Source organism: Halobacillus sp. K22, assembly GCF_052246795.1.
In the GTDB taxonomy this organism is placed as follows: domain Bacteria; phylum Bacillota; class Bacilli; order Bacillales; family Halobacillaceae; genus Halobacillus.
This window is the reverse complement of record NZ_JBQQCN010000017.1, coordinates 39,586-63,692: the sequence shown is the minus strand read 5'-3', so window position 1 is coordinate 63,692 and position 24,107 is coordinate 39,586. Positions and strand designations below refer to the sequence as shown.

General features: G+C 44.2%; 22 protein-coding genes and 2 riboswitches. Of the genes, 2 read left to right on the top strand and 20 right to left on the bottom strand.

Going from position 1 to position 24,107, the window contains the following annotated elements; all coding sequences use genetic code 11:
• Positions 1 to 197: 197 nt before the first annotated feature.
• From ACTWPM_RS13140 to thiW, 6 genes are all read right to left on the bottom strand, one after another.
• On the bottom strand, positions 198 to 1,124 hold the full coding sequence (locus ACTWPM_RS13140; protein WP_443133483.1) for an oxidoreductase: 927 nt from the start codon (positions 1,122 to 1,124) through the stop codon (positions 198 to 200).
• Between the two features lie 1,194 nt (positions 1,125 to 2,318).
• The gene (gene thiE, locus ACTWPM_RS13135) at positions 2,319 to 2,936 is read right to left on the bottom strand and encodes a thiamine phosphate synthase (protein ID WP_443133482.1); all 618 of its coding nucleotides are present in this window, start codon (positions 2,934 to 2,936) and stop codon (positions 2,319 to 2,321) included.
• A 3-nt stretch (positions 2,937 to 2,939) separates the two neighbouring features.
• Entirely contained in the window at positions 2,940 to 3,710 is a 771-nt protein-coding gene (gene thiM / locus ACTWPM_RS13130) for a hydroxyethylthiazole kinase (protein ID WP_443133481.1), read from the bottom strand.
• Positions 3,701 to 4,513 (bottom strand): bifunctional hydroxymethylpyrimidine kinase/phosphomethylpyrimidine kinase, encoded by an 813-nt coding sequence (gene thiD / locus ACTWPM_RS13125; protein ID WP_443133480.1) that lies wholly within the window; start codon positions 4,511 to 4,513, stop codon positions 3,701 to 3,703. Before thiD ends, thiM begins: the two co-directional genes overlap by 10 nt.
• Positions 4,510 to 5,199, bottom strand: coding sequence for a thiaminase II (gene tenA / locus ACTWPM_RS13120; protein ID WP_443133479.1), 690 nt, complete (start codon positions 5,197 to 5,199; stop codon positions 4,510 to 4,512). The genes thiD and tenA overlap by 4 nt, the downstream gene beginning before the upstream one ends.
• A gap of 48 nt (positions 5,200 to 5,247) precedes the next feature.
• Positions 5,248 to 5,355: riboswitch (TPP riboswitch) on the bottom strand.
• Between the two features lie 5 nt (positions 5,356 to 5,360).
• The gene (gene thiW / locus ACTWPM_RS13115; RefSeq protein WP_443133478.1) at positions 5,361 to 5,849 is read right to left on the bottom strand and encodes an energy coupling factor transporter S component ThiW; all 489 of its coding nucleotides are present in this window, start codon (positions 5,847 to 5,849) and stop codon (positions 5,361 to 5,363) included.
• Between the two features lie 76 nt (positions 5,850 to 5,925).
• Positions 5,926 to 6,036, bottom strand: a riboswitch (TPP riboswitch).
• Positions 6,037 to 6,131: 95 nt separating this feature from the next.
• On the opposite strand from thiW, the gene ACTWPM_RS13110 reads away from it, so the two are divergent.
• Complete coding sequence (locus ACTWPM_RS13110; RefSeq protein WP_443133477.1) at positions 6,132 to 6,659, top strand: DUF3221 domain-containing protein; 528 nt, start codon at positions 6,132 to 6,134, stop codon at positions 6,657 to 6,659.
• A 36-nt stretch (positions 6,660 to 6,695) separates the two neighbouring features.
• Here the strand turns inward: ACTWPM_RS13110 and ACTWPM_RS13105 are convergent, their stop codons facing one another.
• The 6 genes from ACTWPM_RS13105 to ku form a co-directional block, all read right to left on the bottom strand.
• Positions 6,696 to 8,366: a PucR family transcriptional regulator gene (locus ACTWPM_RS13105; RefSeq protein WP_443133476.1), complete on the bottom strand. Its 1,671-nt coding sequence runs from the start codon at positions 8,364 to 8,366 to the stop codon at positions 6,696 to 6,698.
• Between the two features lie 16 nt (positions 8,367 to 8,382).
• Entirely contained in the window at positions 8,383 to 9,357 is a 975-nt protein-coding gene (locus ACTWPM_RS13100) for a pyridoxal-phosphate dependent enzyme (protein WP_443133475.1), read from the bottom strand.
• A gap of 874 nt (positions 9,358 to 10,231) precedes the next feature.
• Entirely contained in the window at positions 10,232 to 11,737 is a 1,506-nt protein-coding gene (gene asnB / locus ACTWPM_RS13095) for an asparagine synthase B (protein WP_443133474.1), read from the bottom strand.
• A 213-nt stretch (positions 11,738 to 11,950) separates the two neighbouring features.
• Entirely contained in the window at positions 11,951 to 12,547 is a 597-nt protein-coding gene (locus ACTWPM_RS13090) for a Fic/DOC family protein (protein ID WP_443133473.1), read from the bottom strand.
• Complete coding sequence (locus ACTWPM_RS13085) at positions 12,540 to 12,719, bottom strand: hypothetical protein (RefSeq protein ID WP_224895395.1); 180 nt, start codon at positions 12,717 to 12,719, stop codon at positions 12,540 to 12,542. Before ACTWPM_RS13085 ends, ACTWPM_RS13090 begins: the two co-directional genes overlap by 8 nt.
• A 103-nt stretch (positions 12,720 to 12,822) precedes the next feature.
• The gene (ku, locus tag ACTWPM_RS13080) at positions 12,823 to 13,656 is read right to left on the bottom strand and encodes a non-homologous end joining protein Ku (protein WP_443133472.1); all 834 of its coding nucleotides are present in this window, start codon (positions 13,654 to 13,656) and stop codon (positions 12,823 to 12,825) included.
• Positions 13,657 to 13,757: 101 nt separating this feature from the next.
• Here ku and ligD point away from each other — a divergent pair, with 101 nt between their 5' ends.
• On the top strand, positions 13,758 to 15,527 hold the full coding sequence (ligD, locus tag ACTWPM_RS13075; protein WP_443133471.1) for a DNA ligase D: 1,770 nt from the start codon (positions 13,758 to 13,760) through the stop codon (positions 15,525 to 15,527).
• 75 nt (positions 15,528 to 15,602) lie between these two features.
• On the opposite strand, the gene ACTWPM_RS13070 is transcribed toward ligD, so the two are convergent.
• The 8 genes from ACTWPM_RS13070 to ACTWPM_RS13035 all read right to left on the bottom strand — a co-directional run bounded on the left by ACTWPM_RS13070 (position 15,603) and on the right by ACTWPM_RS13035 (position 24,015).
• Positions 15,603 to 17,159 carry a fatty acid--CoA ligase gene (locus ACTWPM_RS13070; protein WP_443133470.1) on the bottom strand — a complete coding sequence of 519 codons (1,557 nt, stop codon included), beginning with the start codon at positions 17,157 to 17,159 and terminating at the stop codon, positions 15,603 to 15,605.
• Between the two features lie 64 nt (positions 17,160 to 17,223).
• Positions 17,224 to 17,991 carry a 3-hydroxyacyl-CoA dehydrogenase gene (locus ACTWPM_RS13065; RefSeq protein WP_443133469.1) on the bottom strand — a complete coding sequence of 256 codons (768 nt, stop codon included), beginning with the start codon at positions 17,989 to 17,991 and terminating at the stop codon, positions 17,224 to 17,226.
• Positions 17,988 to 19,148: a thiolase family protein gene (locus ACTWPM_RS13060; RefSeq protein WP_443133468.1), complete on the bottom strand. Its 1,161-nt coding sequence runs from the start codon at positions 19,146 to 19,148 to the stop codon at positions 17,988 to 17,990. Before ACTWPM_RS13060 ends, ACTWPM_RS13065 begins: the two co-directional genes overlap by 4 nt.
• Before the next feature lie 12 nt (positions 19,149 to 19,160).
• Positions 19,161 to 20,309, bottom strand: a complete 1,149-nt coding sequence (locus ACTWPM_RS13055) for an acyl-CoA dehydrogenase family protein (protein ID WP_443133509.1) — start codon at positions 20,307 to 20,309, stop codon at positions 19,161 to 19,163.
• A 299-nt stretch (positions 20,310 to 20,608) separates the two neighbouring features.
• Positions 20,609 to 21,349 carry a Cof-type HAD-IIB family hydrolase gene (locus tag ACTWPM_RS13050; protein WP_443133467.1) on the bottom strand — a complete coding sequence of 247 codons (741 nt, stop codon included), beginning with the start codon at positions 21,347 to 21,349 and terminating at the stop codon, positions 20,609 to 20,611.
• A 122-nt stretch (positions 21,350 to 21,471) separates the two neighbouring features.
• Positions 21,472 to 22,323 carry a MetQ/NlpA family ABC transporter substrate-binding protein gene (locus ACTWPM_RS13045; RefSeq protein ID WP_443133466.1) on the bottom strand — a complete coding sequence of 284 codons (852 nt, stop codon included), beginning with the start codon at positions 22,321 to 22,323 and terminating at the stop codon, positions 21,472 to 21,474.
• An 11-nt stretch (positions 22,324 to 22,334) separates the two neighbouring features.
• Positions 22,335 to 22,997: a methionine ABC transporter permease gene (locus ACTWPM_RS13040; protein ID WP_443133465.1), complete on the bottom strand. Its 663-nt coding sequence runs from the start codon at positions 22,995 to 22,997 to the stop codon at positions 22,335 to 22,337.
• Positions 22,987 to 24,015: a methionine ABC transporter ATP-binding protein gene (locus ACTWPM_RS13035; RefSeq protein WP_443133464.1), complete on the bottom strand. Its 1,029-nt coding sequence runs from the start codon at positions 24,013 to 24,015 to the stop codon at positions 22,987 to 22,989. Before ACTWPM_RS13035 ends, ACTWPM_RS13040 begins: the two co-directional genes overlap by 11 nt.
• Between the last annotated feature and the right edge of the window lie 92 nt (positions 24,016 to 24,107).

Here is a 24,107-nt window from a genome sequence, read left to right as displayed (position 1 = left end):
CAATGCTGATTTTTGAAATATGCTCCCAACTTCGAGATAAATGGGTCCGTAACGATAGATGGAAAAGGGCTCTAATTCGAGTCTTCAACTTTCCGGGCCTATATTTAATTAACTTGCTTATGAAAAGAGCACATACAACGATTATTAGATCCTAAAAAAAGACTAAGCCCAAAAAAAAGGCTTAGTCTTTGATTCACTTATATAGGGAACTTCACGCCTGTTAATCGTTCGGACTCTTTCCAAAGCAAGTCCGCGTCCATCACATCGTAGGCATGAGTTTTTGGAGCAACCACTACAGGTTCACCTTTCATCTCCATAAAACCAGAAGGACCTAAATAGCGCCCGCCTTCTAAAGAAGCGTCGGTAGCCGCGCGAATACCCGGAAGTGATCCATCATAGGCACTTTGAGTTACACGGGTAAGCACTCCTTCAAGCATTTTATAAAGAAATTTGTCCTCTACATGTCGCGCCAAGTTGGTTTGAGCTCCTCCGGGATGAGCCGCTTCGCTTTTTATAGACAATCCAGCTTGGTCAATTCGTCTTTGCAGCTCAAAGGTGAACAGCAGATTAGCCAGCTTGGATTGGGAGTAGGCCTTCATTGGTTTGTATCCTTTGCCGCCTTCAAACATCAGGTTATCAAAATCGATAGCTCCGGATTTATGGGCATTACTGCTAATGTTGACCACTCGGGATTGCTCCGTTTCTTTTAAGCGTTCAAAAAGAAGGGCAGTCAAAGCAAAATGGCCAAGATGATTAATGCCGAGCTGCTGTTCAAAACCGTCTTTCGTTTTCCCGTAAGGGGTCGTCATTACTCCTGCGTTATTCAACAGGATATCCAGTCGAAAGTATTTAGCTTTAAAAATACGTGCGAATTCCTTTACCGAATCTAAATCCTGAAGATCTAAAGGCATCACATCAATAATTGCATTCGGATTGTCTTTCCTGATGGCCTCATATGCCTCTTCGCCGCGTTCTAAAGATCTTGAAGCCAGAATAACGGTTGCACCTTTTTCAGCAAACACTTTGACCGCTTCAAATCCAAGGCCGCCGTTACCGCCAGTGACAATGACTACTTTATCTTTTAATGAAGGGATTTGATCCACAGACCAAGCTTGTTGACTCATTTTTTGCTCACTTCCTCTATTGATGTATTGGATAGATAAATTTTTATCCTGTAATTTCCTTTGTTTAAACCTTCCTTCCCTTTTACCCTTCATCCTTTTAACTAAACCGTTCTCAAAGAAGCAAGTAATCGTACGGTGGAAACACCAAACTAAACATACAGTGCCTTTATCAAAAGGCACTGTTAAATCCCCGTGTTGACTATATAAAGTTAAGCCTCCGATTTTGTAAGACTCAGTTTCGAGCCTTTTGTGAGAAGTAGGTCCTGCGGGGGACGGTTTCGCTTTCCGACCCTGCACGACGCAGGGTCGTTCGACGTTGCCACACGACGTGGCGTTCTTAGTCGAACCTCTTCTGTGGTAAGCTTCCTCGGGCTTCACAGCCCTGCGAGATCTTACCGATCATGTTCATCCCACAGGAGTCTTCAGCGTCCCCTCCGGACCTGTCCAAATCAGAAACTCGAAACCACTTAAGTTATCTTCTTGATAAACAGGAACATGAGGGTTTTCACGCTAAAAAGATATGGAATAGCTTGTCATAAAAGCATTTAAGATCAGTTAAGAAGGAGATCCTTCTCTCTTCTAGCAGGGTCCGTTATTCTCCCGTGGCTGGGTTGATGGGGAAAAGGCAAGACTCCCCGGTTAAAAGCGGAAGCACCTTGGGCAGCGGCGTATGGACTGGACTGAGCTGACGGAGATAAAGAAAACACGAAGAGCGCAGCGATTCGATGTTGCCTTATCGTACAGAAGCGAGGGAAGTCTCACTAGACGCTAGGTGCTGGAGCTGGATAGCACCCCATATCGTTTAGGCATTGTCTTAGGACTCCATCGATCATGAGTGTAAGAACGGGAGAAGGGACTAGATGAGATCCCGCAGGGAGTGAAACGAGCGAGGAAGCTCACCGTCCCCCCATAGGAAAATGTTCAAATGTGGAATCACCCCGATAGACACGACCAGCATAAGCCGCTCATCAAAAGGATGGCGGTTTTCCCATCCGTTGATGAGCGGCTTATGACTCGAGTGTCTGGGTGATGGAACAAGACGAGTTATTTCCCCACCAACCCGCTCCTCATATCGTGACGGCCCCAACTTATCTCGAAACTAAGTCTTCCACAATCCGGCCCGATTGTGGAATAAGTGTGCGTTGTTAATCACGTTGCTCAGAATCCATAAAAGACACCGCAATCATAGTTTCGTTATAACCGTTTCACGGCTTCAGCTATTGATTCGGCACGTGTTATGGCTGAAACAACCGCTACCCCGGACGCTCCTGCTTCTATGACCGAAAAAGCATTTTCCGTGTTGATCCCTCCGATACCAACGACCGGTAAATCAGGGTAGGCCTCTTTTAGCTGCTTAATCCAGTCGGTTCCAACGACAGGCTTAGCGTCTTCCTTCGTGCTCGTTTGAAAGACAGGACCAGCTCCGAGATAGTCGACCTTATCTAATGAACTTTGGGCTACTTCCTGCTCTGTTGAAACCGACAGCCCAAGGATTTTGTCTGGAAATTGCGACCTTATAACTTCGACACTTATGTCTTCCTGGCCTACATGAATCCCGTCTGCCTCTAGCGGTTCAACCATGTCTAAGTCATCATTGACTATGAAGAGGATCCCTTTCTCCCGGCAAAGACTTCTGAGTTTTCTGCCAAGCTCAAGCTTAGCATCTCCTTCAAGTGATCCTCTTCCCTTTTCTCTATATTGAAAAGCGGTTATCCCTGCTTGGATGGCCTCTTCCAGGACAGCTGCAGGATCCCTGTCTGTGTCCTGACTTCCCATCACCAGATACTTTCTTAACTGCTTAGATAAAGTCACTGATCATCTCTCCCCCAATTGTTCAGGGTCCATGGCTAATGCATCGAGAAAATGAGAAGCAAATGTTCCTGGTCCCTGTACTGTTTCCTGTGAAGCTGCGTGTTCAGCTGCCGCTCCGAAAAATTCCAGAGCTGTATGGATGTTAGTTACACTAAATCCACTTGCAGACAAGCTTGCAGCAAGAATAGAACCGAGCAGGCAGCCTGTACCCGTCACTTTCGCTAAAAGAGGGTCTCCTGTTGAATTAGTCCGGGTTTCCGACCCATCAGATACTACGTCAATCTTTCCGGTGACAACAGCAGTGGTCTCATAGGTTTGTGCAACTCTCTCCGCAATTAATTTTTCGTTTCCAGTACCCGTCGATTCTACCCCTTTTGTCTCTACTTCTTCTCCAATTAAATGAGCAAGCTCTCCAGCATTTCCTTTAATTACAGAAGGGTTCACATTTTGTAAAATGGTTTGAATGCTTTTCGAGCGGTACTTAGTGGCAGCTGCACCAACTGGGTCCACTACCACAGGGACACCTGCCTCATTAGCTGCCTGCCCCGCTAAAATCATAGCGCTTACCTGGTTTTCTGTTAACGTTCCTATATTAAGAAGGACCCCATCAGCCAGACGTGTTACATCCTGAACCTCTTCTCTGGCATGTGCCATGATGGGTGAACCACCAAAAGCAAGTAAACCGTTTGCGCTGAAGTTCATGACCACCTGGTTCGTAATATGGTGAATCAGCGGCTGCTTTTGCCGTACTTCCTTAATGATATTTACATCCATTTGTTAGAAACCTCCTCACGAGTAGCAAAATGATTGGTCGGCCCGCTTCCATGCCCAAGGTCGAAGGAATACCGAATCGCTTCCGTTACAAAATATTTAGCTTGTTTTACAGCTTCAACTAACGAGAGGCCCTGTGCCAGGTAGGCAGTAATCGCTGCGGAGTACGTGCAGCCGGTCCCGTGAGTGTTTTTTGTATTAATGCGAGCTGACTCGAAGGTGTGGATCTCATTTCCATCAAATAAAAAATCAATGGCTGACCCTTCCCTGTGTCCGCCTTTCACTAAGGCTGCACCTGCTCCGAAATTCTTGACGATAGCTTCAGCCGCCTCTTTCATATCTTCCTCAGTTTCAATTCTATTCCCAGTTATCTCTTCCGCTTCCGGGATGTTGGGGGTTACTAAAGTCGTCAAAGGAAGCAGATGATTTCGTAATACTTCCCTTGATTCTTCTTCACTTAAGGAATCACCACTTTGAGAAATCATAACGGGATCCATTACATATAAAGCGTTGGTCTCCGGAATCCAATTAGCTATTGCTTTCATCATATCTTTTTGAGCGACCATTCCTGTTTTTAAAGCATGAACTGGCATATCCTCAGAAATCGACTGAAGTTGTTTTTCCAGGAATTCAATAGGGAGGTGGTGAATGTCCTTTACACCTGTGGTGTTTTGAGCAACGGCAGATGTGATCACAGACATCCCGTAGCATTTTAATTCCTGGAATGTCTTTAAATCAGCCTGGATACCTGCTCCTCCGCTTGGATCTGTGCCCGCAATAGTCAATGCGCATGGAACGTGGTTCATTTAACATCCACCGCCTTTCCTTCAATCCATCCTTCACAGGTATAAGCCATTTCCCAAAAAGACCATTCCAGCTGACAGCTTTTCCGATACGCATCCCTTATACGGCTGAGTTCTTTTTCTGAAGCCTGTTCAGCAAAATGATCCAGCCGGCTTCGTAAATGATCCGTGAGAATTTGCATCTCGCTTTCGGCATAGAATTTTATCCAGGGATAAAAAGGATGATCTTTGTCAGGCTCATACTCCTCCATCAAATATCTTCCTATTTCTAAATAAGTCCAGGGACAAGGAAGGAGTGCGGCAATAATTTCACCAAGACCTCCCATTTGAGCATGGTACATCATATGTTTCACATAATGATCAGCGGTTGGAGGAAGCGGATAACCCTGAAGATCTTCATACCGAATGCCGATATACTCGCACAAATTATGATGGGGGTGCACTTCACTATGAAGGATGAAATTGACCTGTTCGTTAAAGTATTGAATATCTTCACGTTCAGTGGACTTGGAAATCGCAATTCCATAAATGTGCATAAACGCATTTAAATACTCGTAATCTGCTTTTATATAGTGAGCTATAGATTCTGAGGGAAGACGACCATTTCCAATTCCTTCAACAAATGGATGGTGAAAAATTCTTTCGAAAATATCGTGGTTTTCTTGTCTTAACTGTTCTGTAAATGACATGAAAATGCCTCCTGATTTATTCGGAAGCTACTAAGGGGGGGAAGGGGGTGAGGCTGCTTACTACTTCCCTCCGCTGGCATGATCCAGATCAGGTGGTAAGGGACCAAGGAATTTATTTCCTTATCTCAGCGAACACTCGCGCCCCTAGTAGTTTCCGTGTATTATGGTTGTAAGATATATTTTTCCAATTTAACTCTTGAAACGATGATCCATCCTATCATGGCACCTGATATGCTGCTGACCAAGAAGGATGGTAGAAATACCAGAGCTCCAGACGAGCTGCCCATCAGTATATTTGCATAAGGAACAGCGAATAAGGCTCCAATGACTCCTGTACCAAGCACTTCACCGGCAACTGCTGCCATTCTATTTTGAACCCATTTGTATAAAATACCCGCAAGAAAAGCACCGATCATTCCTCCAGGAAACGCGAGCAGTGTACCTAATCCGAGGAGGAGGCGTAATAAACCGATCATAAAAGCTATGGTTACAGCCGGTAATGGACCAAGTGTCACAGCTGCCATCACATTTACTGCATGCTGGACTGGATAAGCCTTTGCAACTCCTGCTGGAAACCAGAGCAGCTGGGCACCAAGTGTTCCAATCGCAATGAATGCAGCCATTGTCGTTAGTAATCTCGTTTTGTTCATGTCTGTCCTCCCTTCCGTAGGGGAAAAACAAAAAGCCAGATCCCGGGAAGGACCTGACTTATAAGGGTAATGTCTAATAAATAGTAGACTACTTCCCTCCGCTGGTGTTAACCAGATCAGGTTCGTTAAGAGTCGGAATGCTTCTTTGCTTTCCTCTCAGCCCATTCAGGCTCCCCTAGTAGTTATAATCATAGATTCACTTGGTTGTTTTTTACTATAACAAAGTTATTGATAGATGTCATGGTAATTTATTCAAAAAATAATAGAAAGGCAGGCAAGTTTATGAGAGCTTTGGCATGCATGTTTATTATAACTATGATTCTGACCGGGTGTGCAGCTGCACCAACTTCTAATTCCGATAGTCAACCTAAAGAACCACCAGAGCAAGAAAACCCGTCTCCTCCTGAAATTACCGGATTTGTTATGGAACAGAAAGAGGACCAAATTCTAGTGGTGGCTCCCCTGGATTCTGATTCAGACAGCAATCCTAATGCAATGTGGGTCTCCGATGCTCCTAAAGACCGCTGGGTAGGTAAACAAGTAGAAGTGTGGGTGAAAGGTGGAGTTCGTGAATCCTTCCCCACTCAGGCTGAAGCAGAGCAGGTGACGGTTCTTGAAATGAGCCAAGTAGAGGGCGCAGACATGGAAGCTCCCGAGGCTCTGTCAAAAGCTTTAATGGAAATCCAGGGTGACAAACTGTTAGCCGTAAAGCTGATTTTGTATCGTGAAGAAGAAGATAAATGGGAGGTCCAACTAACTAGACTTGATTCTAGTAACGAGGAAATAGAAACAATGGTTGCTGATCGATAACGAATAAAATGAGCGGCTCCTCTGCAGAAGGAGCGCTCATTTTTCAATTTTCTTCAACATCCATAAACGTACACTGAGCTCCAGGAGGAAAAGGTCATCTGCATCCAATAAAGAAAGCCCTGTTAAGTGTTCAATATTCCTTAAGCGATGCAGCAATGACTGGCGGTGCAGATTTAAGGCACGTGCTGTCTGGCTTACGTTACTGTTGTATTTGTTATAAACAATGAACGTATGAATTAAGTCCGTCTGTCTTCGTTGATCATATTCAATCAGTTTTTCCAACGTATTATGGACAATATATTCAATTTCCTTTTCGTGTGAAAGAGCCATTAACAAGCGGTTCATACGGGTATCACTGAAAAAAGTACGATCTCCGTCTTCATGTTTTTGACGTCCGATATTTAAAGCGGTAGCCGCTTCTTCATAGCTCTGGTGGAAGGTATACAGACCGTCTTTATGGCAGGAAATTCCCCAGGAGATCGTAATACCGGCAAGTAATTCGTGAAGGCGCCGCTCCACGAGATCCAGAAATTGATTAGCCGTCTCCGGGTATGTCTTGGAATCCGCCTCTATATAAACAATAACTTCCCCTTCATCAAACGTGGTCATCGTCTGCCGCTTCAGCATATCCCCCGCATGTGTCACTTCCTTTTGAATATAGTAGTTCCGGCTGTGCATGGACGAAGATTGGACTGAATGCTCCTCTGAACCTACGGGTCCATCAATCTGTTTTTTAAAACGAATATCTCCTACCAGACACGCATACGGCTTCTCTAAGTCATAACCAAGGAGGTGGGCTTTCGCCAGCAGCGACTTATCGATATCGACTTCAGTTTTGGCAAGTTCAAGCAGAAAGTTATCCTTCAACCGGATTTCGGTCATTTCAATGGCGTTTTCTTTCACAAAATATAAAGCGCAGGCCGTAAGTGTATGCTCTAAAATCGATAAATCCACCCATGTCAATTCATGGTCATCCTCTGGCTTAAACAACAGATATCCTTGCTTTTTGTAATTCGAAAGGATCGTCAGCTGATAGCAAAAATGTGGACCAATCTCATATTTTTCAATGTAATGGACTAATGGATGATCGCTAAAAGGCTCTGGAGATACCAATTGAAATGCTTCGTTTTCTTTTCCGTTCAACACGTCTAGAAAATAACGGTCGAACTGCTGATTAGCCCTGATTTGTTTATTATGATCACTGATAGCAGCAGGAATGTGAGTGTTTTCATAAAGAATCGTAGTAATTTCCTGCAATCCTTTGCCGTTCAATACACAATTAATTAATTCCTGGCGGATGGTTTCGGCCCGCTGCTGCCCGGTCTGCTTTTCTTCACTTATTAAACGAAGAACATCCTGCAGAATATCTCCGAACCTCACCTCCCATGGTATTTCCATGATGATAAAATCGTGTTCCTCAGCTAATCGCAGAATACGGTCTGGTATTTTGTAAAGATATCGTCCGGTAGCAAAAGCGAGAGCTGAAGCGTCTGCACGAATAACATCCTTTACATATTCCTCAAGCTTCGGTATATCTTCTCCACATCCCACCCCGGTGCTCAGTACAAATTCATTGTTCCTCACAAAATTTTCAACGGGGGTCTCGATCACGGATATCCATTGTACGGGTTTATCTGTGGTCTTAGTTAAAACCTTTGCCTCTTTAAAGATAGGTAACTGCAGCACATCTTCCACTGTTACTCCCATTCGCCTCACTCCTGCCCTATTGATTCTTAATTAAGTGATTGATGGTGTGTTGGTCGATGTTGTTTCCGCTGACAACCAGCACGACATGGCTACCCGTCGAAGTCTTTTCGTTAAGCAGCCAGCCGATCCCTGCTGCTGCAGCGCCTTCCACCGCCATTTTATGGTGGGTCAGCATGAATAAGATCCCGTTACCGATCGATTCTTCAGAAACCAATTTTGCTTCGTCTAAAAAAGTCTGTGTTAATGGAAAGGTGTACTCATTATTAGGACCAAGACCGCCAAGCAGACTATCTGCAAGCGTGTCTTCTTCTTTAAGGGTGACCGGCTCGCCCTTTAACAAACTCTCATACATAACCGCTGATTTTTCCATCGATACCCCGGTGATTTGAATAGCAGAGTCAATAGCCTTTAAAGAAGCACCAATACCTGATAGTAACCCTCCCCCTGATAAAGGGATAATCGCCTGATCCACCTCCGGACACTGCTCCATAATTTCAAGTCCAATGGTTCCTTGACCTGCGATTACTTCCTGATCATCAAAAGGTTTGATCACGGTCATACCGGCCTCTCTCTGAAGTTCATAGCAGCGGGCTTCAGCATCATCCTGACTTTCTCCAACCACCTCTACTTGAGCTCCCAGGCGCTTCAAACGATCTACTTTAGCAGCGGGGACACGATTGGATATACAGACGATACATGGAATGTTAGATTGTCCGGCCACATAAGAGACAGCAATTCCATGGTTTCCCGTAGAAAAAGTAGCGACTCCTTTTTCTTTTTCCTCCTGTGTTAGAGAGAGGATTTTGTTCGCAGCTCCCCTCAGCTTAAATGATCCGGTGGGATGAAGGTGCTCAAGCTTTAAATAGATATGTGCGCCTACATGATGGGAGAGGTGCTCAGAATAAATTAAAGGCGTTGGACCATTAATTACCTCTCTTATACGTTTCTTTGCTTTCCAGACCTCTCTAAACGGCAATAATGGATGCTCCACCAGCCCGTCCCCCTTTTTCTTAATATATGAGACTGCGATTCTGATTTTTCTGATATTTTTTGTTGGTAATTCTTATTATAGTTGATAGTAAGCCTCTCATAAAAGAGTCTGTCAGGAAAAAACAATAATCCACATTTTTCTTTGAATAAATCCCCGAGTTACATGTTAAAGATAAGCTCCCGTTTGTGGAAGACTCAGTTTCGAGATAACTCGGGTCCATTGCCAAAAAAAGGGTGGGGGCGGCTACGGAAACAACTCGCTTTCCTGCGGGGGAACTGGCTAGCCTCCTCAGTCGTTACCACTCCTTGTGGGGTCTCGCCTAGCTCCTTCTCCCGCGGGAGTCTCCTCGTTTCCTCCGCCGCCCCACGATATCTAGTGAACGGACCCTGCTATAAGAGAAAGAAGCCATGCTGCATTTGCCTCAAATGCTTATATAACTGGGTTTCTACAATTAAACACACGTAAAGACCAGTGGGAATTATAGATGGTCCTTGTTCATTGGAAGGCGTTTATGCAAAAACTTTTGAGCTCTCAATAATCGCAAAGGGGCGGAAGGGAACGGCGAAGACTCCTGCGGGATGAACATGATCGGTGAGATCCCGGAAGGCTAAGCCTGAGGAAGCTCACCACATGCCCGCGGAAAGCGAGCCGTTCCCTGGAGTCCCTTTCTCTACAAAATATCTCGAAATCGAGTCTTCCACAATCCGGCCCTATTTTTGAATAAGCTTCTTGTAAAATACTACGCCTGCAAAAAAAATAACCTGGAGAAAACCAGGGGGGTTCTCTCCAGGTTGAGAAGCTTAGAAAGTTTTCTATGCTTCTTTACTACTTTTATGATTAACCGGGATTATTTACGGTTTTAAAAAGATATACCCTACGCAGTAGCCCATTTCCCTACCGTCTGAAGCATATTTTCTCCAGGGAAATGCTTTTTGAATATTCGATAGTAAAAAGCTTCCTGCTTTGAGCGGATCTCTACCGTCGTGTTCTCCTGAATACGGGTCAATTCCTCATCCGTGATGCTATCTTCAGCATGCGCATCCAGTAGATCCAACGCTCCGCTTCCTTCAGAGAATTCTGCTTTCTTTCTCCAAAGCACTTCTTCAGGGAGCACGCCATCAAATGATTTTCTGAGAAGCCATTTCTCCATTCGGTCTTTCTTATGAATCTTGAGACCCGCTGGAATTTTCAAGGCATTCTCTACAACTTCCATATCAAGAAATGGAACTCGAAGTTCAAGCGAATGCGCCATGCTCATTCTGTCCGCACGCTGCAGATTTACATGATGAAGGGTATTTAAGATGCGGATGATTTCTTTATTGAGCGAAGCTGTATCCTGAAATCTCTCCATGTAGGCGTAACCTGCGAACAGCTCATCAGCTCCTTCACCTGAAAGGATCACTTTCACGTGTTCAGATGCTAATTTCGATACGAAATAGTTCGGAATCGCACTTCTGACTAAGGATGGTTCATAAGACTCTAAATGGTAGATTACATCCTCTACAGCCGCTACCAGTTCTTCCTGAGTATAAATATATTCATAATGGTCCGTTCCAATTGCTTCGGCTACTTTTCGCGCATTGATCACATCAGCACTGCCTTCCGCTCCCACACAAAAAGATTTAAGCGGAGATAACCCTTTATGGTATCGTTTAGCGATCGCGGCTATTAAACTGCTGTCCAGTCCACCGCTCAGCAGAACGCCAACCTCTACGTCGGCGAGCAAACGTTTCTCAACAGCTTTCTCCATCGTTTCACGGATCGATTGGTTTACCTGATCCAACGACTCTTCATTAAACGTGTTTTCTGGAGCTTGCACATACCTATAACAAACAAAACCTTCTTCAGGAGTAAAGTAATGACCATGCGGGAACTCTTTAGGTTGAAGAACAAAGCGTTCAATAGCCTTCAGTTCAGAAGAAAATACATAACGTCCGTCCTGATCTAAACCGTAATATAGAGGTTTTATCCCTAGAGGGTCACGGGCTACAATAAAGGTATCATTACGTTCATCCGCAATGAAAAAGGCAAACATTCCATCAAGCTGATCAATAGCTTGTGCGCCTTCTGATTCAACCAGCTTTAAAGCCACTTCACTGTCTGACTGGGTTAGAAAGCGGGTCTTTTTTTCCAATGCTGATTTTATCGATTCATAATTGTAAATTTCTCCATTGCAGACGATCCACTGATCCTTTTCTGCGTTGTGAATGGGTTGAATACCATCATCCAGCCCTATAATCGATAGGCGGCGGTGTCCTAGATGGACGCGGTTGGTTACCACCGATTTCCCTTCATCCGGACCACGGTGATGAAGTAAATCTAATACTTCATCCATTTGGCTCTTTTCTATTTCTCCCATTGACACGAATATCCCACACATTGGACGGATCCTCCTCAATTAATATCTTTCTTGTTATTAGTCTTAGAACAGGCTACGCCCATTTGCAATTTTATTCAACCTTCAAATACCTCCAAAATCCTGTAAAAAAGCCCACTTACTATGACCTGGAGTACTGTAGCAAAGGACACTGGGAATGGTTGCTTTTTGAAATATAATAAAGCCTCCAGCTTCATAGAAGCCAGAGGCGGACGATTATTTCTTCTTACTTAACGATTCTTCAATTACTTGCCTAAGCGTTTTAGTGTCACGCACAGACTCTATGCTTGCTTGCAAAATCCGTTCCTGGGGTAGCACTGACCAATCAAGATCGAAATTTGCTTCTAAGGCCAGACAGCGAATAAACTCACGGAGTGCGCGGCCATTCCCTTCTCGAAAAGGATGGAGTACATTTAACTCTGCCATATAATAGGCGAGAAAACCTGCTAACCGTTCCCGGTCCATATGTTCCCAGGCTTCTTTCGCTAATGCTTCAAACAGCGGACCGGCCGCTTCTTTAATAAAGCGGGCTTGAGCAAAAGAAAAACCATCCTTAGTTATATTTTCAGTCCGTATTTCTCCGGCAAATGGATATAGATCGCTAAATAGATACGTATGAATCTTTTGCAAATGACGTAAATCAAAGTCACCCTTTACCGGAGATTCCTGGAGTTCAGCCAAACGCTGGGTGGAAAGGATGGTTTCCATACTCTGCAATTGGTTGTCATCCATAATATCATAATGGTTAATCAGAACCGTAGAATTCCGGTAGTAATAGCGGGAAGACCCGCTTCCGTATCTGGAGTTAGGCATGACGTGAAAGTTCCAAAGCCCTCTTAATAAATTCCTTATGGGTTATGGCGCCGGTTAAACATTTTTTCACAAGTGTCTCTTGCTTTTGGCTTAAGCGCAGTCCTTCGACAGCCAGTGATGCTTTAGCTGGACGCATCAAAATCTCCGCCTCTTCCTCTGTACGCGTACTCATCAACAAACCCTCCGCCCCATAATCATTCTACTATATATTATACTACAATTTTGAGAATAAATACAGGTGAAACGAACGACAAAATCCTATTGTGACGCCTTTTTTACGAGGTTTTCTTCTTTGATCCAGCATTGGACTTTCGTTTTGTTGTCTTTTTCTTGGTCCCTTTTGTTTTCTCTAATGACTTCTCTAAAGCTTCCATCAAATCAGTTACATTATCAGGCTTCGGTTTATCTGCAGCCGTGGTAATTTCTTCATTGTTCCTTTTTGCTTCAATTAAATCAAGCAGAGCCGTACGGTATTCATCCTTGTACTTCTCTGGATCAAACTCTGCCGTAAGCTGATCGATTAAAGTCACTGCTGTACTTACTTCTTTTTTGCTCAGTTCCGTTTCTTCCGGAACGTTAGGAACATCTTTGGATTGCCGGACTTCGTCCGGAAAATGGATGGTCTCCATAACCAGCGTATTTTGATAAACGCGGACGATCGCAAGCTGTTCTTTAGAACGAATTATAATTTTTGCTACGCCGATTTTGCCCGTGTCTGTTAAAGCTTTTCGCAACAATCCATACGCTTTACTTCCACCTTCGTTAGGTGACATATAGTAGCTTCTTTCAAAATAAATAGGATCAATTTCTTCAAGTTTCACAAAGTCCAGAATCTCAACGGATTTATCTTCCTGTTCCTTTTTTAACGTCTCCAGATCTTCAGCATCTAAGACCACGAATTTGTTTTTAGCGTATTCATATGCTTTTACAATCTCCTGGCTTTCTACTTCTCGTTCACAAACTGGGCACCTCTTTTTATATTCAATCGGCGATTTACATTCTTCATGAAGCTGCCGGAGCTTAATGTCTTTATTCTCGGTTGCGGCATGAAGCTTAATAGGGATATTGACCAGCCCAAAACTAATGGTACCTTTCCACATTGTATGCATAGAGCCCACTCCTTTTTCCATAGCTTTCTCGAATGTAGGAAAAATATGTTTAAAAGCGTGGCGTTAACTCAAACTATCTGAAACAATAAGGAGGTTTAAAGATGGTCAAACCCATGCTGCTGACGCTGACGGAAGCTCTTCCCACAGGTAAGGAGTGGATGTATGAAGTAAAATATGATGGATTTCGTGTACTTTTACATGGGGATGAGGGTAAAATTACACTTAAAAGCCGAAATGGCAAGGATTTAACCTCTCAGTTCCCAGAAATAAGCCAAGTGAAAGTTGCAAGCGGAACTTCACCTTTTACGCTGGATGGAGAACTTGTAATCTTAAACACACCTTATCAAGCTTGCTTCTCTGCCCTTCAGCAAAGAGGAAGGTTACGAAATGCGGATAAAATACAGCGCTCATCCCAGGAGAGACCAGCCACCTTTATGGCTTTTGACTATCTTAATGAGGAGAAGGCTTCCTACAATGAAAGGAAGAGAATTCTAGAAAAAACCATTCAAATCCTCCGTCATCCCAGAATTCAAGCAGTCCAACAATTTCCTACGCTTAATGAGATTGAAAGCCTAGTTCACCTTCACCGCGGAGAAGGAATTATAGCTAAAAGAAAGACGAGCCGTTACGAAGCTGGTGTAAGGTCTAAACATTGGCTTAAAGCAAAGCAATGGAGAGCTGTCTCCGGATTTCTCACTAGTTATGATCAATCGAACGGATACTATCAGCTTAATCTGGAAGAAGAACATAACGGCATTTACCCGCTGGGAAGTTTTAAACACGGCATGACGGATGAGGAAGACCTTACTTTACGGAATTTCTTTAAAGAGAATGGAAGTAGAAAAAATCAGGTGTGGGAGATTGAACCCAGTGTATGTGTCGATATAAATTGTTTGAATGCTGAAAGAGGAGAATTGAGAGAACCCATGTTTCACCGTTTTCGGTTTGATCTGTCCCCATCCGACTGTACCTTACAAAAGCTGAAGTGGGACTTATCTCTCTTCCCTGAAGAGGTAGAAGCTACGAATCTCAGGAAAGAATTATGGAGCGGCTTATCCAAAGTGGACTATTTGGTTTATATGAGAATGGTATCGCCCTATCTTCTTCCCTTCCTTCAAGATAAGAAAATGACATTAATCCGATACCCGGATGGAATTAACGAGGAATCCTTTTATCAAAAGCACTTCCCTGATCATGCTCCGGACTATTTGAGTTCCTTTGAAGAAGCAGGGGAACGGTATATTTTATGTCAAAACTTATCCTCCCTGATGTGGATCGCCAATCAGGGGGCTCTTGAGCTGCACCTTCCGTTTCAAAAGGCAGGTGCTTCCTTCCCTGATGAAATTATCATTGACCTGGATCCTCCAGACCGAAACCATTTTCACTTGGCCGTTGCAGCAGCCAGCCTGTTAAAACCGCTTATGGATAAGCTGCAAATAAAGAGTTTCATAAAAACTTCCGGCAATAAAGGAATGCAAGTCCATATCCCTATTCCCGAAGGGTCTTTGTCTTATGAAGAAACCAGAAAGTTGACCGAAACTTTTGCACAGCTGCTTGTGAAACAAGAGCCTGATCTTTTTACAATTGAACGCCTTAAAAAGAAACGGGGAGATCGTCTCTATATAGACTTTTTGCAACATGCAGAAGGTAAAACCATTATAGCCCCCTACTCTGCTCGATCGACAAAAGAAGCAACAGTGGCTGCCCCTGTATACTGGGAGGAAGTAAACGAGGAACTTGACCCTCGGCTGTTTACAATTACCAACATAGTGGATCGCCTTGAGCGAGTAGGATGTCCTTTCTTTGATTATAAAAAAGCAAGGAATGAACAGCCCATTGATCATCTGAAAGAATTAATCAACGGTAAATAATCTCTATATTTCTGTCGATTATTGCCCGGGAAATGAAAAGATCCCCGGGAATATTTCCGGGGATCTATCAGTCTGCTATTCAGATACTAAGTTAAAATTTTCTCTTAATTTAAACTTTTGAAGTTTACCGCTGGCATTTCTCGGAAGCTCATCTACAAACTCATAACGTCTGGGTCGCTTATACCTGGCCAGCCGATTACTGGAGGTACAGAACTCATCAAGGGTTTGTTCATTAAGGTTTCCATCTTGTTTTACAATAAAAGCTACCACTCGTTCTCCCCATATTTCGTCCGGTTCTCCAATGACGGCTGCATCGAGTACTTGAGGGTGCTCAAACAAAGTATCCTCTACCTCTCTCGAATATATATTTTCCCCGCCCGAGATAATCATGTCCTTCACCCGGTCACTAACCCAGAGGTAACCTTCTTCATCCATTGAGCCAATATCTCCTGTATGATACCACCCTTTGTATAAAGCTTCTTCCGTCGCTTCCGGTCGGTTGTGATACTCCTCCATCATACTGGGTCCCCGCACAATAATCTCCCCCAGTTCACCAGGTTTGCAGATCGCTTCAGGTTCAGCCGGGCCATGTTCATTGGTTCGGACCACGCGAATTTCATGATTTAAGAGCGCCCGTCCAGCGGATCCGGCTTTCGTAACCTGCTCGTCTTCCATTAAAGCGGTAATCGCCGGCCCCATCTCCGTCATGCCATAAGCCTGCAGCAGCTGTACTCCAATCGCTTCATGCAAACGTAAGGTTAAGGCAGGTGCCATTGGTGCTCCTCCATACAGCCCTTTTCTGAGTGTCTGGAAATCCTCTTGAGAGAATTCCTCCTGAAGTATCATGTTCCACATGGTAGGGGCAGCAAATAGAGTAGTAATTTGCTCCTGTTTAATGGTTTCAATAACGGAAGGAGCATCAAAATGATGGAGCAGCACATTGGTACTTCCAATCATGACTCGTGGGAAGAAAGCACAATGCAGTTCGGCACAGTGGAAGATGGGAGCTGTCGTTAATCCCCGATCTTCTGGATTCAACTGCAGGCAGGCGCTCATAATTAATGATTGATCAATCATATCTCTGTGTGAGTGCACGACTCCTTTTGGAAGACCGGTCGTACCAGAGGTGTACATAATTGCATAGGGATCTGTTTCATCTAAATCGCAAGAGGGCCTGACAATAGGAGCATCTTTCAGTTGATCATAGTAATGGACAGCATAAGCAAGGTCGTGTTCATCAATGGACCAAAACTCTACATCGCTAAGTTCAGAGACCACCGGTGCCACCTGATCAGCAACCGCCTTTTCAAAAAGCACCACTTTAGGATCAGCGTCTTTTAGAATAAATTCGATTTCTTTAGATGTAAGCCTGAAGTTGATCGGGTTGAAGACGGCTCCGAGCTTTGTACAGGCGAAAAGGGCTGTAGCAAATTCAGCAGTATTGAACAGGATGGTGGAGACTTTATCCCCTTTTCCGACCCCAGAGGTCTTAAGTGCATTAGCCAGTCGATTTACTTCAACATCCCATTCCTGAAACGTCCATCTTGTACCTAAACGCAAATCCACTAAGCCCTCTTTGTTCGGATATTTCGCTGCCGTCTGTTCAAACATGCTTCGTAATGTTGCTCCCACTTTGATCGACTCCTTTTATATGATTTTATTAACACAGATTTCCTGGGCACCCTTATGCTCACCCCTACTTTGCCGGCATCCTCACTGCTCCGTCGAGACGGATCACCTCCCCGTTCAACATGACATTTTCAAATATAGCGAGCACTAACTGGCTGAATTCTTCGGGCATACCGAGTCGCTTAGGGAAAGGTGTCATCTTTCCTAAAGAGTCTCGGGCCGACTCTGGAAGCTGACTGAACATGGGAGTTTCAAACAATCCTGGAGCGATCGTCATCACCCGTATTCCATGTTGAGCAAGTTCTCTTGAAACAGGCAGCGTCATCCCTATAACCCCACTCTTAGAAGCGCTGTAGGCGGACTGTCCTACTTGGCCGTCGTAAGCTGCAATAGATGCGGTATTCACAATGACACCGCGCTCACCTTTTTCATTCGGCAGGTTGTTCTGCATCTGGTCAGCGGCCAGCCGAATCATATTAAATGTGCCTATGAGATTTACTTGAATTACCTTTGAAAAGGACTCCAAGCTATGAACGCCCTGTTTCCCAATCATCTTTTCTCCAGCAGCTATTCCCGCACAATTGACAAGGGCATTTACTTTGCCGAAAGTGGTACAAGCTTGATCGATGATTTCTTTCGCTTGCTGGGAAGAAGTCACATCTGTTTTTTTAAAAAGAGCAGCCGCTCCTAACGATTGAGCAAGCGTATTTCCTCTTTCTGTGTCCTGGTCCGCAATAACAGCCTGCCCGCCGTTCTCTACTATACTTCGAACTACAGCTTCTCCTAGACCGGAGGCTCCGCCCGTGACAATCGCTACTACTTCTTTACCTTTCATTCCTGTTTCTCCAACCGTTCAATAATGGTGCCGTTGGCCATTCCCAGTCCTTCGCATATCGCAAGCAATCCATATCGCCCCCCGATACGCTCCAGCTCATGAATTAAAGTAGTCATGAGCTTAGCTCCTGTAGCCCCTAAAGGGTGACCAAGAGCAATAGCTCCTCCATTTACATTCAACCGGGCATGTTCCACCTTTGTTTCCTTCATCCAGAACAAAGGAACGGATGCAAAAGCTTCATTGACTTCAAACAAGTCTATATCATCAAGACTAAGCCCTGATTTTTGAAGAACTTTAAAAGTAGCAGGAGCTGGCCCCGTCAACATAAGAGTTGGATCCGATCCCACTACGGAGCGGGCAACAATTCTAAATCTTGGCTGTAGACCGAGCTCTTCGGCCTTTTCACGCGACATTAATAAGAGGGCAGCAGCTCCATCACTGATTTGACTTGAATTTCCAGCTGTAATAAGTCCATCCTCTTTAAAAGCAGGCTTCAATTGAGAAAGAGAAGCGGTAGAGGTACCTAGTCTTGGCCCCTGATCTACGCTTACTTTTACGGACTCTCCATGCTCATTCGATCCCTCCACGGACATCGTTTCTCTATTAAAGCGTCCTTCTTTAATTGCATGCAGGGCTCTTTCATGACTGGAAGCAGCATAAGCATCCAGTTCCTCCTTTGATATTTCCCACTTTTCTGCAATTCGTTCAGCAGACAAACCTTGATTGATCATGTCATACTTCTCTGTAAGCTGTTCACTGTACTTGCTACCCTGCATGTTGGAAAACATAGGTACACGTGACATACTCTCTACTCCCCCGGCAATAACTACATCCATATCTCCGCATGCAATGGCCTGGGAAGCAAAATGGACGGCCTGCTGACTCGACCCGCACTGGCGATCTACGGTTACTCCAGGCACCTCCAATGGAAAGCCTGCCGTCAGCGCGGCAATCCTTGCGATATCCCCCGCCTGCTCACCTACCTGCGATACACAGCCGGCAATGACATCCTCTACTTCTTTAGGGTCCAACTGACTACGTTCGATTAGTTCCTGAAGCACTAAAGCAAAGAGTTCATCAGGTCTTTGACCGCTTAATAATCCATTTCTTTTTCCAACCGGGGTACGAACCGCTTCGATTATAACTACTTCTTTCATACATCCTGCCTCCTAAACGAGTCCCATTTTTTTAGCAATGATCGACTTCATTACTTCATTCGTGCCTGCATAAATAGCAGTGACTGGTGCATCACGGAACCTTCTTGCTATCTCATACTCTTCCATATATCCATAGCCTCCGTGCAGATGCATACATTCAAGTGCCACTTTTTTCACAAGTTCGGTCGTCCACCACTTAGCCATGGAAACCTGCTTCACCACATCTTCTTCCTCTATATGAGCTTCTATCGTTCGATCGAGAAAGGTACGGCCTATTTCGACTTCTGTCTGCAGTTCAGCCAGCTTGAATTGAGTATTTTGAAAGGAAGCGATCGACTGTCCGAATGCCTTCCGTTCTTTTACATAATTGATTGTTATTTCAAGCATTCGCTCACAAGCAGCAATGGCTCCGATTCCAACAATTAGACGTTCCTGCTGAAGCTGATTCATTAAATAATAGAAGCCTTCCCCTTCTTTTCCTAACAGGTTGGTGACCGGTACTTTAGCATCCTCAAAAATAAGTTCGGATGTATCCTGGCTGTGCAGCCCCACTTTTTCGAGCTGCTTTCCCCTTGTAAATCCCGGTGTTTCTTTCTCTACCACAATCAGACTGATTCCTTTATGTGCTGGAGAAGCTTTCGGGTCCGTCTTGCAAACCACCAGGACTAAATCTGCATAAGTACCATTGGTAATAAACGTCTTTTCGCCATTTAATATATAGTGGTCCCCTGCCTTCTGAGCCGATGTCTTTACCGCTGCCAAGTCTGAACCAGCGCCTGGCTCGGTCATAGCAATGGCTGTCACACATTCTCCTGTTGTACATTTCGGAAGCCACCTTTTCTTTTGGTCCTCTGTCCCATAGGCAGATAAATAGGGAACCACGATGTCGTTATGCAGCCCAATACCAATTAACCCTGTCCCCACTTTTTCCAGTTCTTCATTGATAATAACGGAGTAGCCAAAGTCAGCACCGAAACCGCCATATTCTTCTGCGAGCCACGGACATAGATATCCTTGTTCACCAAGTTTTTTCCAAAAAGATCGTGGAATAGCTTTTTGTTTTTCCCACTCCTTAAAGTAAAGATAAGCTTCTTTATAGAGAAATTGGCGCAGCGACTTTCGCAAAATATCATGCTCTTCTTTTATGTAACCTGCTTTCATCATAACCTCCTGCTCATTTACTTCTTTGAGTAAATAATTTTCTAATAGATTGATTCTCGCTGCTTATGTTCAATTCCTCCATTATTGGGAAAACGGTTACAAAAAGACGTATAATTGAATAATGTGACATGTTTTTACACTATGGTCCCAGACCGTGAAAACGTTAGGTAGAGGAATCGCGCGCATTCGTCCGCAGCAAACTGTTTTGATACTCATCCACGGAGCATAAAAAAACAGCTTGCAGAAAACCTCTGGGTTTCTCTGCAAGCTGAATGATCTATCTGTATGAACTTGATTCCTTATGAATTTAATATTTTCTCAATTGCCTGAGCTACTCCATCTTCAGCATTTGTTCCTGTGACGAACTCCGCTTCTTGTTTAACTTCATCCTGTGCGTTCCCCATCGCGACACCAACACCTGATTCACGGATCATCGCTATGTCATTCATGCTGTCTCCGACTGCCATAACGTTTTCCATTTTCAGATCAAGCCATTCACAAACTTTCAGTAAAGCCGCAGCTTTCGTAACACCTGTGGGGTTCACTTCAATATTCGTTGGACTGGAATTTGTAATCTCAAGGTCCTGGTTGCCATTCAATTCCTGCAGAATAGCTTCTCTAATCTCATCATCTTCGATATCAAAGCCGAACTTGAGCCAGTTATACTCTTCAATTTCGCTATCAAATGGCTCCTGAGAGTTAAAAATCCCCTGAACCGTAGATGACCAGAAATATAATCCATGTTTTTCTTTAAGTTCCCACAAACGACTGACATGGTGAGGCTCAAGCAGTGTCTGGTCCACCAGTTCAAAGTCCTGATTATAAATCTCCCCGCCATTGATCGTTACAATATAAGATGACCTGCCGAGCTGCTCCGCTATATCACGGCAACGCGACAGCGACCTTCCTGTACTTAAAAGGACATGAATTCCCTGATCCTTTGCTTTTTGGACGGCTTTAATATTCGCGTCTGATACCGTCCCCTGCGGATTTACAAGGGTCCCATCTACGTCTAGTGCAATTAATTTAATATCTGTCATTGTATTCACGTCCTCTCTTCTACTTTCTCTATTCTAATACAAGGACAGACTTTCATACAACGAAATGACTAAACCGTGTCGGCTGGTTGTTTCAATTGATTAATTTTTACGCTCTTTTTTGCTTACCAGCCTATTTTTTCAAGTGGTACAAACGTAGGAATCAAGGAGTCATTGTAAACTTCACGAATGTGCTGCGCTACGTCTTCTTCCTGATAAAGATCCACAATCGTTTGATATACTTCTTTGTCCGTTTCATCTGCACGTGCTGCAATAATGTTGATATAAGGCTGTGCTGTATCATCTTCAATAAAGATGGCATCGTCTACAGGAACAAACCCGGCTTCGACGGCTACTCCGTTGTTAATGATAGAGGCAGCAACATCCGGAAGTACGCGAGGAGTCTGGGCAGCAACGATCGGTTCAAATTTTAAATTCTTAGGGTTTTCCTGAACCTTGTCCAGGTTCCCATTTCCATCAAAATCCTCAGACAGTCCAATCAGTCCTGCTTTTTCAAGAAGTAATAAAGCCCGACCCATATTGGTGGCCTCTTTTGGTATAGCAATGGTGCTTCCTTCTTGGATGTTTTCTACATCCTCATATTTTTCAGAGTATATTCCCATGGGAGCGATTAATGTGGTCCCAATTGGCGCCAGGTCCAGATCATGTTCTTTTATAAAGGAGTCAAAATAAGAGACTGTTTGAAACGCGTTTAAATCAATATCTCCATCAGCCAGTGCCATATTAGGACGTACATAATCCGAAAACTCGACTAACTCAATCTCAATATTCTCTTTGGCTGCTTTTTCTTTTATTTTTTCCCAGATCGGCACGCCAGACCCGTTCAGTCCAACTTTAACCACCTTTTTCTCTTCTGATCCTTCACTTGATTCTGCTCCGCTGCTTTCACTGGAACACCCCGCTAATACGGTTCCAATGGCAGCTACTAAACTTAATAAAATAAATAATTTTTTCATGATGAGACCTCCTATTGTCTGCGAATTTTTTTAGATACAAAATTTCCTACTGTTTGAGTGATCTGCACAATGACGACGAGAAGAAGTACGGTCGCAATCATGATATCCGTCTCAAAACGCTGATAACCATAAGAAATAGCCAAGTCACCAAGACCACCGCCGCCTACAAATCCGGCCATTGCCGAAGCACCTACAAGGCCAATCGTGGCAATGGTCAGGTTTAATACAATGGAACTCAACGCTTCCGGTAAATATACGCGCGCGATAATCTGCCAGGGTGACGCTCCCATCGCCTCCGCTGCTTCAATAACTCCTGACTTCACTTCAAGCAGACTGCTCTCTACCAGCCGCGCAATATAGGGCGCTGAAAATATGACAAGCGGCACAACTGCTGCGGCTGTACCAATAGATGAGCCTACAATAAATCTTGTAATTGGCAGGATAGCTACCAGTAAGATGATAAATGGAATCGACCTGAAGAAGTTAACTACTGAACTAAGCGCATTGAATATAGGTTTACTTTCAAGCAGTCCCCCGTCTCTTGTAACTACTAATGCAATGCCGAGAGGAAGACCGATTAATGTAGCTGCAAGCAGAGAGATCCCGACCATTAAGAGGGTCTGATTGGTAGCTTCCAGAATTCTCGGCCAAAAATCCATTAAGTTAACCTGCATGTGCTTCCACCTCCTGAACCGTTACGGAACGCTGAATTGAGTCGATCGCTCTCACAATTTCTTTATCTTCTCCCTGAAGTTCCACCACTAAATGTCCAAACGGAATGCCCTGAAGCTCTGTAATCTGTCCGAAAAGCACATTCACTTCCACCTCATAGGACTTCGATATTTGGGAAAGTACAGGCTGGCCCGCGCTTTCATCTACAAAGGTCACCCGGTAAATATGACGGCTTGCTCCCCGCTTTTCAATCCCCTCCAGGATGGATGCAGGAATTTCATTTTCCATCACCGTTCTTACAAAGTTTTTTGTAGTGGGATGTTCCGGCTGGGAAAACAAGTCAAATATGGATCCTTGTTCAATCACACGTCCGTGTTCCATGACTGCGATACGGTCGCACACTTCACGGACCACATTCATTTCGTGCGTAATCATAAGAATCGTGATGTTATATTCGTCTCGTACTCTGCGCAAAAGTTTAAGAATAGACTTGGTGGTTTCAGGATCAAGGGCAGATGTCGCTTCATCACATAGCAATATATCCGGTGAGGTGGCTAGAGCCCTTGCAATTCCCACCCTCTGCTTCTGTCCGCCGGATAGCTGGTCCGGGTACTGCCTGGCTTTATCTGACAAGCCTACGAACTCCAGAATTTCTTCTACACGTGCATCAATATCTTTTTTCGACACCCCTGATATCGCCAATGGAAATGCCACGTTATGACGTACCGTTTTAGACTCCAGCAAATTAAAGTGCTGAAAAATCATGCCAATTCGTTTCCGGACTTTTCGCAACTCAGGTTTAGATAGTTGGGTTAAATCTTTACCATCTACCAGGAGCCGGCCTTCCGAAGGATATTCCAGTAAATTAACTAAACGAACAAGCGTGCTTTTTCCTGCTCCGCTATAACCAATAACCTCGAAGATTTCTCCTTTATTCACTGTTAAATCAACTTGATCCACAGCTCGCAACTCATTTCCATTGTGTTCATAGATCTTTGAAACCCCTTCAAAATCAATCATGAACGGTCCCCCCTTTGTTTTTGGATTCTTCCAATTATCAGCTTTCTTATGTACTTCTGAGCGTTAAACATAAAAAGAGCCCCTCTTCTTAA